Origin of the sequence: Clavibacter quasicaliforniensis (assembly GCF_051201715.1) — a bacterium.
Taxonomy (GTDB): domain Bacteria; phylum Actinomycetota; class Actinomycetes; order Actinomycetales; family Microbacteriaceae; genus Clavibacter; species Clavibacter seminis.
In genome coordinates this window covers 2,659,210-2,671,772 of record NZ_CP139624.1, presented here as the reverse complement: position 1 = coordinate 2,671,772, position 12,563 = coordinate 2,659,210, and the positions used below count along the sequence as shown (strand labels likewise).

The 12,563-nt window shown below is 73.3% G+C and carries 10 protein-coding genes; 4 read left to right on the top strand and 6 right to left on the bottom strand.

The annotated features are described in order from the left end of the window. Positions 1-79: 79 nt before the first annotated feature. From NL142_RS12700 to NL142_RS12690, 3 genes are all read left to right on the top strand, one after another. Positions 80-1,075, top strand: coding sequence for a ribonucleotide-diphosphate reductase subunit beta (locus NL142_RS12700; protein WP_012039117.1), 996 nt, complete (start codon positions 80-82; stop codon positions 1,073-1,075). A 134-nt stretch (positions 1,076-1,209) separates the two neighbouring features. Then, on the top strand, positions 1,210-1,743 hold the full coding sequence (locus NL142_RS12695) for a GNAT family N-acetyltransferase (RefSeq protein WP_435080015.1): 534 nt from the start codon (positions 1,210-1,212) through the stop codon (positions 1,741-1,743). A 37-nt stretch (positions 1,744-1,780) separates the two neighbouring features. Next, entirely contained in the window at positions 1,781-2,626 is an 846-nt protein-coding gene (locus tag NL142_RS12690) for a sulfurtransferase (RefSeq protein WP_435080013.1), read from the top strand. A 7-nt stretch (positions 2,627-2,633) separates the two neighbouring features. On the opposite strand, the gene NL142_RS12685 is transcribed toward NL142_RS12690, so the two are convergent. From NL142_RS12685 to NL142_RS12665, 5 genes are all read right to left on the bottom strand, one after another. Further along, positions 2,634-4,160, bottom strand: coding sequence for an ABC transporter ATP-binding protein (locus NL142_RS12685; protein ID WP_435080011.1), 1,527 nt, complete (start codon positions 4,158-4,160; stop codon positions 2,634-2,636). Further along, entirely contained in the window at positions 4,157-4,981 is an 825-nt protein-coding gene (locus tag NL142_RS12680) for an ABC transporter permease subunit (RefSeq protein ID WP_435080009.1), read from the bottom strand. Before NL142_RS12680 ends, NL142_RS12685 begins: the two co-directional genes overlap by 4 nt. Beyond that, positions 4,978-5,952 carry an ABC transporter permease gene (locus NL142_RS12675; protein ID WP_435080007.1) on the bottom strand — a complete coding sequence of 325 codons (975 nt, stop codon included), beginning with the start codon at positions 5,950-5,952 and terminating at the stop codon, positions 4,978-4,980. The genes NL142_RS12680 and NL142_RS12675 overlap by 4 nt, the downstream gene beginning before the upstream one ends. Beyond that, entirely contained in the window at positions 5,949-7,478 is a 1,530-nt protein-coding gene (locus NL142_RS12670) for an ABC transporter substrate-binding protein (RefSeq protein ID WP_435080005.1), read from the bottom strand. The genes NL142_RS12675 and NL142_RS12670 overlap by 4 nt, the downstream gene beginning before the upstream one ends. A 136-nt stretch (positions 7,479-7,614) precedes the next feature. After that, positions 7,615-8,055, bottom strand: a complete 441-nt coding sequence (locus NL142_RS12665) for a shikimate kinase (RefSeq protein ID WP_435080003.1) — start codon at positions 8,053-8,055, stop codon at positions 7,615-7,617. Between the two features lie 89 nt (positions 8,056-8,144). On the opposite strand from NL142_RS12665, the gene NL142_RS12660 reads away from it, so the two are divergent. Beyond that, the gene (locus NL142_RS12660) at positions 8,145-8,705 is read left to right on the top strand and encodes a hypothetical protein (RefSeq protein WP_435080001.1); all 561 of its coding nucleotides are present in this window, start codon (positions 8,145-8,147) and stop codon (positions 8,703-8,705) included. A 10-nt stretch (positions 8,706-8,715) separates the two neighbouring features. On the opposite strand, the gene hrpA is transcribed toward NL142_RS12660, so the two are convergent. Beyond that, positions 8,716-12,534 carry an ATP-dependent RNA helicase HrpA gene (gene hrpA, locus NL142_RS12655; RefSeq protein ID WP_435079999.1) on the bottom strand — a complete coding sequence of 1,273 codons (3,819 nt, stop codon included), beginning with the start codon at positions 12,532-12,534 and terminating at the stop codon, positions 8,716-8,718. Between the last annotated feature and the right edge of the window lie 29 nt (positions 12,535-12,563).

Sequence of the window (12,563 nt, the reverse complement as noted above, 5' to 3'; positions counted from 1 at the left end):
GAATCGCTCCTAGCTCCTCCCGGCCCGACCGGCCGCCCCACCGCACGACCCGTAACGCAGCGCGAAAGTAGAGACACCAATGTCGAAGATCCTCGGCACGGGAATCCAGGAGGGCCTCCTCCTCAAGCCCGTCAACTACCAGTGGGCCATGGACCTGTACGACCAGGCCGTCGCCAACACGTGGTTCCCCAACGAGATCCAGCTCGGCGAGGACATCGCGGACTTCAAGAAGATGACGGACGAGGAGCGCCACGCGATTACGTTCCTCATGAGCTACTTCAACCCGAACGAGCTCCTCGTGAACAAGGCGCTCGCGTTCGGCGTCTACCCCTACATCAACGCGCCGGAGTGCCACCTCTACCTGGCGAAGCAGATGTGGGAGGAGGCGAACCACTGCATGTCGTTCGAGTACGTCCTGGAGACGTTCCCGATCGACCGCGAGGCCGCGTACAACTCCCACGTCGACATCCCGTCGATGGCGCGCAAGGAGGAGTTCGAGGTCAAGTTCATCAAGCGCATGACCGAGCAGACCCTCGACATCACCACCACCGAGGGCAAGAAGGACTTCGTCCGGAACCTCGTCGCGTACAACGTGATCCTCGAGGGGATCTGGTTCTACTCGGGCTTCATGGTGTCGCTGTCGTTCCGCCAGCGGAACCTGCTGCGCAACTTCGGCTCGCTCATGGACTGGATCGTGCGCGACGAGTCGCTGCACCTCAAGTTCGGGATCAACCTCATCCTCACCGTGCTCGAGGAGAACCCCGACCTGCAGACCGAGGAGTTCGCCGCCGAGATCAAGCAGATGATCCTCGACGCCGTCGAGATGGAGGAGCAGTACAACCGCGACCTCCTGCCCAACGGCATCCTCGGGCTCAACGCGAACTACATCAACCAGTACGTGAAGTACCTCGCCGACCGCCGTCTCGAGGAGCTCGGCTTCGAGGCCGAGTACAAGGTCTCCAACCCGGCGAAGTGGATGGCGACGGCGAACGACACGCTGCAGCTCGTCAACTTCTTCGAGTCGACCAACACGTCGTACGAGTCGAACGCGTCGGCCACCGTCGGCGCCAAGTAGGACCGCACCACCTGCCGCGGGAGACCGCGGCACCGCACCATCGACGCCGCCCGCGCCGCGCATCCACCCGGATGCCGGTGCGGGCGTCGTCATGCCCGCGCCGGCATCCGGCCGGGCTAGGAGGAAGAGGGAGCATGACCGAGCAGGAGACCGGCGCCCGCCACGTCGCACGCGACGGGCGGGTCTACCGCACCGAGGTGGTCGGCTGGGACGACCCGCGCGGGGCGCGGATCCGAGCGGCGATGGAAGCCGAGATGGACGTGCGGTACGAGGGGCGGCACGACGACGATCCAGACTGGCCCGCGAAGGCCGCGGTCGCGTTCGCGTTCGACCCGGCCGACGTGGAGGCGGTAGTGCTGCTCGTCCTCGACGGGGACGACCGGGATGCGGCGGCGCACGGCGTCATTCGGCACCTCGGCGACGAGCTGGAGCTGAAGAAGGTCGTCGTGGATCCCGCGCACCGCGGCACCGGCCTCGCGCGCGTGCTCATGGCGGAGCTGGAGCGCGTGGCCCGGGAGCGCGGCGCCCGCCGGCTCATCCTGCAGACGGGCGACCGGCAGCCCGACGCCATCCAGCTCTACGCGACCGCGGGGTGGCTGCCCATCGACGTGTACCCCCCGTACATCCCGGTCACGAACTCCGTCTGCTTCGAGAAGCCGCTGCGCTGACACGGGCCGTGCCGCCGCGGCCTGCGAGCATGGGGCGATGGAGATCCTCATCACCCCCGTCGAGCTCGACCACGCCCTCCGCACGCGCGACGACGTGCGCGTGATCGACGTGCGGTGGTCGCTCGGTGGTCCTCCCGGGCGGCCGCTGCACGAGGCCGGGCACATCCCGGGCGCCGTGTACGCGGACCTCGACACCGAGCTCGCCGGGCACGGCGCTCCCGAGGAGGGTCGGCACCCGCTGCCCGCGACGGCCGACCTCGAGCGGGCGGCGCGCGCCTGGGGGATCCGGCAGGGCGACACGGTCGTCGTGCACGACGGCGGCGGCAACACGTCGGCCGCACGCGCGTGGTGGCTGCTGCGCGACGCCGGGATCCAGGACGTGCGGATCCTCGACGGCGCGCTGCCCGCGTGGGTCGCGGCGGGGCTGCCGCTGGAGACGGCTTCGGCCGTGCCCGCTCCCGGCGACGTGACGCTCACACGCGGTGCGCTGCCGATCCTCGACGAGGCCGCCGCAGCCGACGTCGCGCGTACCGGGACGCTCCTCGACGCCCGCGCGGCGGAGCGGTACCGCGGCGAGGTCGAGCCCGTGGATCCGCGCGCCGGCCACATCCCCGGCGCCGTGAGCGCGCCGACCGCCGGGAACCTCGACGCGGACGGCGCCTTCCTGCCGGCCGCCGACCTCCGGGCGCGGTACGCGGAGCTCGGGATCCGGGCGGGCGACCGGGTGGGCGTCTACTGCGGCTCGGGCGTCACGGCCGCGCACGAGATCGCGGCGCTCGCCATCGCGGGGATCGACGCGGCCCTGTACCCGGGATCGTGGTCGGCCTGGGCGAACCGGCCGGAGCTGCCGGCCGCGACGGGCGGGGCGCCCGCCGGCGACTGACGCCCCGTCAGCCGAGCCGGCCGGCGTCGAGGGTGAGCACCCGGTCGGCGCGATCGGCCGCCGTCGCGCTGTGAGTGATGAGCAGGATCGCGACGCCCGTGCGGGCGCGTGCCCCGTCGAGGGCGTCGAGCACCGTCCGCTCGGCCGTTGCGTCGAGGGACGCGGTGATCTCGTCGCACACCAGGAGGGCCGGGGCCGCGGCCATCGCCCGGGCGATCGCGACGCGCTGGCGCTGACCGCCGCTCAGCTCGTGCGGGCGACGGGCGAGGAGGCGCGGATCGAGTCCGAGGCCCGCGAGCAGCTCGGCGGGATCGACGGCTGCTGACCCCTGACGGACGGCCGCGCGACCCGCGCGGGCTAGGGCCGTCCGCACCGTCTCGCCCGGGTGCAGGGCGGCGCGGGAGTCCTGGAGCACCAGCCCCACGAGCGGCTTCTCGGATCGGGAGCGGGCGTCGCCCGACCACGGGATGCGGGTGCCCGCCACCTCGAGGGCGCCCGACTCCGGCACGAGGAGGCCGGCGATCGCGCGGCCGACGCTCGTCTTCCCGGATCCGGATCGGCCGCGGATCGCGAGGATCCCGCCGACCGGGATGCGGAGGGAGGCCTCCTCGACGACCCGGTGCGCGCCGAAGCGGATGCGGAGGCCGGACACGTCGACGGCGGGAGCGGCCGCGGCCGCGGGCGCGGCCGGCCGCGCGGGAGCGGGTGAGGCGGGGATGGTCGGTGCGGCCGTGTGGGGCGAGGCCGCCGTCGTGAGCGCGCGCGGGGGCGGCGCGGTGGCCGGGGCTCCGCCGGGTGCCCGGATCCCGTCGCGCAGGGTGACGACGCGCCCGCTCGCGCGCGCCAGCACCTCGGGCGCGTGGCTGGCGAGGACGACGGCCGGCAGCCACGGGAGGCGGGCGACGTGGCGCGCGACGAGGTCGGCGGTCTCGGCGTCCAGCGCGCTCGTCGGCTCGTCGAGGAGGAGCACCGCGGGCCGGCCGGCGAGGAGCGCCGCGAGGATCACGCGCTGCGCCTGGCCGCCGGAGAGCTCGGATCCGCGGCGACGCAGCAGCGCGGGGTCGAGGCGCGCGTCGTGCGCGGCCTCGAGCACGAGGCGGCCGAGGTCCGCGCGTGAAGCGCGGCTCGCGGACCGTCGCGCCGCCTGGCGGATGTGGTGGAGCGCGGTGCGCGCGGGATCCAGCGCGCTCGCCGGATCCTGCGGCACGTGCCCGACGACCCGCCCGCGGAGGATGCGCCGGCCGGCCGGGGTGAGGGGATCCACGCCGTGGACGCGGACGGTGCCCGCCGCGACCCGGGTATCGGGGGAGAGGTGGCCGAGCAGCGCGTGGAGGAGGGTCGACTTCCCGCTGCCGGACGGCCCGGAGAGCCCGACGACCTCGCCGGGCGCGACGCGGAGGTCGATCCCGTGGAGGAGCGCCGCGCCGGGGGCGGTCGCGTCGTCCGCGTCGTCCGCGTCGGTCGCGTCGGTCGTGTCCGTCGTGCCGGGCGCGCCGCGGATGGTGAGGCCGCGGACCTCGATGGCGGGGATCACCGGCCGCCTCCGCGAAGCCTGCTCGACGCATCCACCGCCATCGTGACCCCGAGCGCGACGACCACGAGGAGCCCCGCCGGCACGAGGGTCGCGAGCGGGTTCGCGCGGATGCCGACCACGTCCTCCCGGACCATCCGCCCCCAGTCCGCCGCGGGCGCGCTGGCGCCCACGCCGAGGAACCCGGCCGCCGCGGCGAGCTGGAGCGCGGCGATGAAGCGGAGTCCCGCGTCCGCCAGGGCGACCGAGCGGATCCCGGGGAGGACGTCGTGACGGAGCTGGCTGCCGATCCCGTCGCCGCGCGCCCGGGCGATGACGACGTGGTCGGCCGCCGCGACCATGCGCGTCTGCTGCCGGATGACCCGCACGGAGAACGGCGCGCTCACGAGGGCGATGGCGGCGACGATCGCCGCGGGCTGGCCCGGGGCACCCGCCGCGAGGACGAGCAGCACCAGCAGCGCGGGCAGGGCGGCGACGCCGTCGACGACGCGCACGGCCGCATCCGACACCCGGGACGGGCGGAGCCCCGACCGGATGCCGAGCGCGAGCCCCACGGCGCTCGCGATCGCGGTCGCGACGAGGGCCTCGAGCACGAGCCCCTGCCCGCCCGCCGCCACGCGCGCGAGCAGGTCGCGCCCCAGCAGCTCCGTGCCGAGCGGATGCGCGGCGTCCGGACCCGCGAACGGCCGCCCGACGACCTCGTCCGGCGAGCCGAGCGGCAGCAGGGGCCCGAGGAGGGCGGCGGCGACGACGCCCGCGGCGAGGAGCAGGGCGAGCGCGCGGGACCCGCCTGGCGCCCGGGATCCGCCGCGCATGCCGCTCATCCGCCCACCCGCTCGGCACCCCGGCGCCGTCGGAGCAGGGCCGCGCCGACGTCGCCCACCAGCAGGATGGCGAGGGCCGTGCCTCCGAGCGTCAGCGCCACCGCCTGCACCATCGGCACGTCCCGCGCGGACACCGCGTGCGCGAGCTCCAGGCCGATGCCGGGGACGCCGAACAGCGTCTCCACGACGATCCCGCCGCCGAGCAGCCCGGCGGCCACCAGCGCGAGCGACTGCAGCGCCGGCGCCGCCGCGTTCGGCAGCACGTGCACGAGCGCGAGGCGGAAGCCGCGGGTGCCGTTCAGTCGCGCGTGCTCGATGTACGGCGTGCGCATCACGTCGACGACGGCCGCGCGCAGCATCTGCGCGGCCGGCCCGGCACCGGCGAGGGCGAGCGTCGCGACCGGCAGCACGAGCACCTCCGGATGCTGCCACGCGGCATCGCCCAGCGGCAGGAGCGCGACGGCCGGGAGCACGGGCACGAGGGAGGTGAGCAGCACGAGGAGCGCGATGGCGACGAGGAAGTCCGGGGTCGCCATCATGACCACCGTGAGGGAGGTGAGCAGCCGGTCGGCCGCGCTGCCCTCCCGCATGCCCGACGCGAGGCCGAGGGTGGTCGCGACCACCGCGATCACCGCCACCGCGAGCGCCGTGATCGTGAGCGTGTCAGCGATGCGCTCGGCGACCAGCGGGGCGATCTCGCGGCCGGAGACGAGCGATCGGCCGAGGTCGCCGTGCAGGGCGCCGACGGCCCAGGCCAGGTATCGTTCCGCCGCCGGGCGGTCGAGGCCCATATCCGTCCGGAGGGCGTCGCGCTCCGCCGCGGTGGCGCCGCTGCCCGCGAGGGCCCCCGACGCGTCCCCCGGGAGCGCGGATGCGCTCCAGAACACGACGACCGAGAGCGCCACCAGGGTCACGAGCGCGGCGCCGCACCGTCCGGCGATCCACCGGCCGAGCGGCGCCGCGGAGCTCACCTGGCCGCGACCGTCGCCCGCGACAGGTCGGGGAACTGCAGCTCGCGGACCCCGGCGACGCCGTCGGACTGCGCGCTGATCGAGGGCACGAACACCGGCGCGATCGTGTAGCCCTTCGCCCAGAGGATCTGCTGCGCCTGGTGCGACGCGGCGAGCCGGGCCTCCGGGGTGGCAGCGCTGCGGGCCTCGGCGACGAGCGCATCCGCCTCGGGCAGGGTGCCGGGCACGTGGTTCGGCTCGAAGAGCGCCGGCGGTGCGTACCCGGCGGCGAACGGCAGCTTCTGGTACGCGGCGTAGTCGGCGTAGAGCTGGCCCGCGGGCAGCTCGGAGAGGGTGGCATCGACGCCGATCGCGCGGAGGTCCTGCACGATCAGCGTGGCGGTCTCGACCATGCCGGGGAGCTCCGGCCCCGCCGTGAGCGTCACGGACATGCCGCTCTGGCCGGCCTCGGCGAGCAGCGCCTTGGCTCGATCCGGGTCGTGCTCGCGCACGGGCAGCGTCGTGTCGTAGCTCGGGAAGCCGAGCCCCGGCACGTCGTCGCCCGCGAACGCGTGGCCGAAGTAGACGGTGTCGACGATCTGCTGGCGGTCGATCGCGAGCTTGAACGCCTCCCGCACGCGCTCGTCGGCGAAGGGCGCGAAGGCCGGGTTCATCAGGAACTGCAGGGAGGAGGCGTAGGGCAGCTCACTCGTCGACACGGTGATCCCGGACGCTCCCGTGAGCTCCTGCGCCTGCGCCGGGGCGAGCCCGCTCGCGTAGTCGACCTGCCCCTGGCGGAGCGCGTCCTCGCGGGCGGTCGCGTCGGGGACGGACAGCAGCTCGATGGAGTCGAGCGTCGGACCGGTGCCGAGGGCGGTGCCGTAGAAGGTCGGGTTGCGGGTGAGGACCGTGCTCCTCCCTGGCTCGAACCCGCTGATGGTGAAGGGGCCGGAGGACGGCGTCGTCGGGGTGAACTCCGTGGTGCCGTCCTTGATGGCGAGCATGCTCTGGCAGATGAGCTGGCGCCCGTCGGCGACCGGGTGGCGCGTCGGCAGCGTGACGGTGAGGTCGTCGACGGCCGTCGCGGCGTCCACGTCGAGGTCGCGCGCGACGATCTGCGTGAAGGGAAGGCCGTGCAGCAGCCCCGGGGCGCGGAGCGAGTAGATGACGTCGGCGGCGGTGAGCGTGGATCCGTCGGTGAACGGCACGTCGGGCCGCACGTGCAGCGTGTAGGAGGAGAGGTCGGGGCTCACGTCGATGGAGGAGAGGGCGCCGTATGCGACGCCATCCGCGGCCGACGCGTCGAGCTCGCAGAACGGCGCGTGGACCAGGCGCGCGCGCACGTAGTCGAGCGCGGTCGGGCCGACGAGGTAGTCGAGGGTCTCTGCCGCGCCGCCGCCGGGGAAGGCCGCGCGGAGCGTGCCGCCGGATGCAGCGGCGTCGGCGGACGACGCGGAGGACGGCGCGCAACCGGCCGCTCCGGCCGTGATCGCGAGGGCGAGCAGCGCCGCGACGATCGCGGGATGCCTCCTGGGGAGCGTGGTCATGGGATCCTCCGTGCAGCTGCGTGGGGATCCGCGCGGTGGCGCGGATCGAGATGCAGGCTAGCGGCTTATCGAGAACCATTCTCATGGAACTGCACACCCTCACCCGCGCGGCATGGGCCCGGGGCTCCGCCGCGGATCAGCCCAGCAGCCGCTCCAGCTCGTCGGCCAGGTCCGCGATCGGGCGCCGGCCGTCGAGCTCGACGTCGGCCGACCTGCGGAGCAGGGGCTCCACCTCCCGCGCGTGCCGGCGGATCTCCTCGCGCTCGGCGGGGTCCTTCCCGTAGTCGTTCCCGGTGCGCGCGGCGATGCGTGCGAGCAGGACGTCGAGGGGTGCGCTGAGCAGCACGACGTGCGCGAACCGGTCGCGGAACGCACCCTGGTTCTCGACGGTGCCCGAGATGACGATGCGCGGCTCGCGGTCGAGGAGACGCGCCATCCGGGGCTCGTCCCATCGGCCGTCCGGCATGGTCCAGTCGTCGTGGTCGGTGTCGAGCGCGCGGTGCCCTCGCCGGGCGAGCTCGGCGAGGAGCGTCGACTTCCCGGCGCCGGACATGCCGGTGAGGAGGATCCGCGTCATGCGTCGACGGTACGCGACGGCGGGTGCCGTTGGTCGACCGGCGTCAATCACTGGTTGACATCGCCCGATGTCAAGAATATGTTGACGACATGGCAGACAAGCAGGAGATCATCCGCGGCGGGCTCACCTCGATCATGGCGGGGTTGGAGCCGGACATCGGCAAGGACCTCGATGACGACCCGGACGCGTACCTCCGTCTCGTCCAGGCGGCGGCGGACATCTCCATGGAGGCCGGCGACTCCCTCCGCGAGGCCGTCGTCTCCGCGCGGGCCGCGGGAGTGAGCTGGGAGCGCATCGGCGACGTGCTGCGGATCTCGCGTCAGGCGGCGCAGCAGCGGTTCGGAGGGCCGACCGCACCCGCCGACACGTCGGTCTGGAGGATGAAGCCGGTGACCGCGTTCACCGAGATGGAGAAGCTCGACGAGGCCGGGCGGCACGGGTGGCACTCCGTCGGGTTCGGGACGCTGTACCACGACCTCGTGCGCTCCGATCAGCGGTGGGAGCACCGGCGGGTGAGCATGTTCTCCTCGCATCACGCGCTGGAGGCGGCGGGCTGGACGCGGATCGGCACGATGTGGATCCCGTGGGCGTACTACGCCAGGCCCACCGGCGAGCCCGCCCTGCCCGACCCCGTCCAGCCCGGCAGCTGACGCACGCCGCTCAGCCCGCGAGCACCTTGCGGATCCGCTGAAGCGACACCGGTTCGGCCGTCGGCAGGTGCTGGGCGAAGAGGCTGAGGCGCAGCTCCTCGAGCATCCAGCGCGCATGCACGAGCGACTCGGGCGCGTGCGGCGCGGACGGGATGACGCCGCCGGCCTCGCGGTAGAGGTCGGTCGCCTTCTGCACCTCGGTCATCCACGCGCGGTCGCGCGCGGGCTGGTCGGGCAGGCGCTGGACGCGATGGGTGAGGCCTGACAGGTAGGGAGGCAGGCGCTGGAGCCGGGCGAGACCGGTCGCCGACACGAAGCCCGGGTGCACGAGGCTGGCGAGCTGCTCGCGCGCGTCGGTGAGCGCGCCGATCAGCTGCATGCTCGTCGCGGCCTTGATGGCGCGCTCGGCGTCGCGCGCGCCCGTGAGGATCCGGTTCACGAGCGCCACCGTGTCGAACATCGAGTCCATGACGACGCCCGAGACGCGGTCGCGCGCCGTCTCGAAGAGCTCCTTGGAGTAGATCGCGCCGCAGGGGGCCACACGCTCGAGCACCTGGTCGATGGCGGCGAGCAGGCAGTCGTCGAAGAGCGCCTGCACGTTCGGGTACGGGCTCGTCGCGAGCATCAGCTTCTCCTGGCTCGTGAGGTGCTGCTTCACGTAGGCGGAGGGGTTCGCGATGGCGAGCACGAGCAGGCGCCGGACGCCGCCGGGCATGGCGCGGGCCTGGTCCTCCGCGGTCGCCATGAGGCGGATCGCGACGGTGGATCCCTCGTCGACGAGCGCGGGGTACGCGCGGATGACGTGGCGGCTGTCGCCCGTGCCGCCCTGCGCGGTGTCGACGAAGCGCGGCAGCTCGTCGAGGTCCCACGTGGTGAGGCCTGTGCGCTCCATGCCGCGGGGCGCCCCGCCCGAGGCACCGGCCACGCGCTCGACCGGGCGCGCGGTGGCGCGGGCGACGCTGTCGCGCGCGCGGCTGGAGAGGCGCGCCTGCAGCTCCGTGAGGTCGCGGCCGGCGGCGACCTCGCGGCCGCGCTCGTCGACAACGCGGAACGCCATGCGCAGGTGCGCGGGGATCCGGTCGAGGTCGAAGTCGTCGTCGGCGACGCGCACGTGGGCCTTGCGCATGATGAGGCCCGCGATGGTGGTGGTGAACGCGACCGGGTGCTGCGGATCCGGCTCGGGCAGCCCCTCGAGGAGCCGGTCGGCCCAGTCCGCGGCGGGCACCACGTTCTTGCGCAGCGCCTTGGGGAGGGCCTTGATCATGGCGGTCACGAGGTCGCGCCGCATGCCCGGCACCTGCCAGTCGAAGCCGGCGGGGCTGAGGCGCGCGAGGAGCGCGAGCGGCACCTGCACGGTCACGCCGTCGTCGGGCGCGCCCGGCTCGAAGCGGTAGGTGAGCGAGAGGCGTTGGTCGCCCTGCTGCCAGGTAGGCGGGAACGCGGCTTCGTCGACGTCCACCGCGTCCTCCGCGAGGAGCTCCTCGGCGGTCATGGTGAGGAGCTCCGGCGTCTCCTGCCGCTGCTTCTTCCACCAGCCCTCGAAGGCGCGCGTGGAGGCGACGTCGCGCGGGATCCGCTTGTCGTAGAACTCGAACACGGCCTCGTCGTCGTTGAGGATGTCGCGGCGGCGCGTGCGCTCCTCGACCTCGGCGAGCTCCTCGCGGAGCTTCCGGTTGGCGCGGTCGAACGCCTGCTGCGACTCCCAGTCGCCCTCGACGAGCGCGTGCCGGATGAAGAGCTCGCGCGCGTACGCGGGATCGATGCGGGAGAACTGCACGCGGCGCTTGAGCACGATCGGCACGCCGTAGAGCGTCACGCGCTCCCACGCCACGGTCGCGCCCTGCTTCTTCTCCCAGTGCGGCTCGCTGTGGGTGCGCTTGACGAGTCCGCCCGCGATGGGCTCGGCCCACGCCGGGTCGATGGCCGCGTTCGTGCGCGCGAAAAGGCGGCTGGTCTCCACGAGCTCGGCGCTCATGATCGCGTCGGGCTGCTTCTTCGCGAGCGCCGACCCCGGGAACACCACGAACCGCGACTGCCGCGCGCCCACGTAGTCCTTCTTCTGCGCGTCCTTCAGCCCGATGTGGGAGAGGAGGCCCGCGAGCAGCGACTTGTGGATCCCGTCCGGGTCGGCCTTGGGCTCGTTCATCTGCAGGTCGAGCGGGCGCGCGAGCTGGCGCAGCTGCCGGAAGACGTCCTTCCACTCGCGCACGCGCACGTAGTTGAGGAACTCGGCCTTGCACATCCGACGGAACGCGCTCGAGGAGAGCTCGGCCTCCTTCTCCTCGAGGTGGTTCCAGAGGTTGAGGAGCGTGATGAAGTCGCTCGCCGGATCCACGAAGCGCGCGTGCTGCTGGTCGGCCTGCGGGCGCTTCTCGAGCGGGCGCTCGCGCACGTCCTGGATGGTGAGGCCGGCCACGATGATCATGACCTCGCGGCTCACGCCGTGCTTGCGCGACTCGACGACCATGCGCGCGAACCGCGGGTCGATCGGCAGGCGCGACAGGTCGCGGCCCACCTTCGTGAGCGCCGGCGTGCCGTCGGGGGAGCGGACGACCGCGCCCAGCTCCGTGAGCAGGTCCACGCCGTCCTTGATGCCGCGCGAGTCCGGCGGCTGGAGGAACGGGAACGCGGCGATGTCACCGAGGCCGAGCGACACCATCTGGAGGATGACCGCGGCGAGGTTGGTGCGCAGGATCTCCGGCTCGGTGAACTCGGGGCGGCGGAGGAAGTCCTCCTCGGAGTACAGGCGGATAGCGATGCCGTCGCTCGTGCGGCCGGAGCGGCCCGAGCGCTGGTTCGCGGACGCCTGCGAGATCGCCTCGATGGGGAGGCGCTGCACCTTGGAGCGCACGGAGTAGCGGGAGATGCGCGCGGTGCCGGCGTCGATCACGTACTTGATGCCGGGCACGGTGAGGCTCGTCTCGGCGACGTTGGTGGCGAGCACGATGCGTCGGCGCACGCCCGCCTGCGTCGACGGCTGGAAGACGCGGTGCTGGTCCGCGGACGAGAGCCGGCCGTAGAGCGGCAGCACCTCGGTGTGCGGGAGGTGCCGGCTCCGGATCGCGTCCTCGGCGTCGCGGATCTCGTTCTCGCCGCTGAGGAACACGAGCACGTCGCCCGACGACTCGCCCGCCAGCTCGTCGAGGGCCGCGTTGATGCCCTCCAGGAAGTCGCGATCGTCGGCCGGGCGCTCCATGGGCGCGTCGGCGAGGTCGTCGTCCTCGCCCGCGACGGCGGCCTCGGCCACGAGCGGGCGGTAGCGGATCTCCACGGGGTACGTGCGTCCGGAGACCTCCACGATGGGCGCGTCGCCGAAGTGCTTCGAGAAGCTCTGCGGGTCGATGGTGGCCGACGTGATGATGAGCTTGAGGTCGGGCCGGCGCGGCAGCAGCTGCTTGAGGTAGCCGAGCAGGAAGTCGATGTTGAGGCTGCGCTCGTGGGCCTCGTCGATGATGATCGTGTCGTACTTCTTGAGCAGCCGGTCGCGCTGGAGCTCGTTGAGCAGGATCCCGTCGGTCATGAGCTTGATGCGGGTGTCGGCCGAGACCTTGTCGGTGAACCGCACCTGGTAGCCGACGAGCTGGCCCACCTCGCCGCCGAGCTCCTCCGCGATGCGCTCCGAGATGGTGCGCGCGGCGAGCCGGCGGGGCTGCGTGTGGCCGATGCTCTCCCGGCCGAGCTCGAGGCAGATCTTCGGCAGCTGCGTGGTCTTGCCGGATCCGGTCGCGCCCGCGACGATGACGACCTGGTTGTCGCGGATGGCGTCGGCGATCTCGTCCCGCATCCGGCTGACGGGGAGCTCGGGCGGGTACGCGATGCTGAATTCCATGCTGGTTTGAGTCTATCCGCGGGGCGCCG

Excerpts from the sequence above, each read along its gene's own strand:
- NL142_RS12700 (WP_012039117.1), top strand. The coding sequence starts at position 80 with ATGTCGAAGATCCTCGGCACGGGAATCCAGGAGGGCCTCCTCCTCAAG.
- NL142_RS12695 (WP_435080015.1), top strand. The coding sequence starts at position 1,210 with ATGACCGAGCAGGAGACCGGCGCCCGCCACGTCGCACGCGACGGGCGG.
- NL142_RS12690 (WP_435080013.1), top strand. The coding sequence starts at position 1,781 with ATGGAGATCCTCATCACCCCCGTCGAGCTCGACCACGCCCTCCGCACG.
- NL142_RS12680 (WP_435080009.1), bottom strand. The coding sequence starts at position 4,981 with ATGAGCGGCATGCGCGGCGGATCCCGGGCGCCAGGCGGGTCCCGCGCG.
- NL142_RS12670 (WP_435080005.1), bottom strand. The coding sequence starts at position 7,478 with ATGACCACGCTCCCCAGGAGGCATCCCGCGATCGTCGCGGCGCTGCTC.
- NL142_RS12665 (WP_435080003.1), bottom strand. The coding sequence starts at position 8,055 with ATGACGCGGATCCTCCTCACCGGCATGTCCGGCGCCGGGAAGTCGACG.
- NL142_RS12660 (WP_435080001.1), top strand. The coding sequence starts at position 8,145 with ATGGCAGACAAGCAGGAGATCATCCGCGGCGGGCTCACCTCGATCATG.
- hrpA (WP_435079999.1), bottom strand. The coding sequence starts at position 12,534 with ATGGAATTCAGCATCGCGTACCCGCCCGAGCTCCCCGTCAGCCGGATG.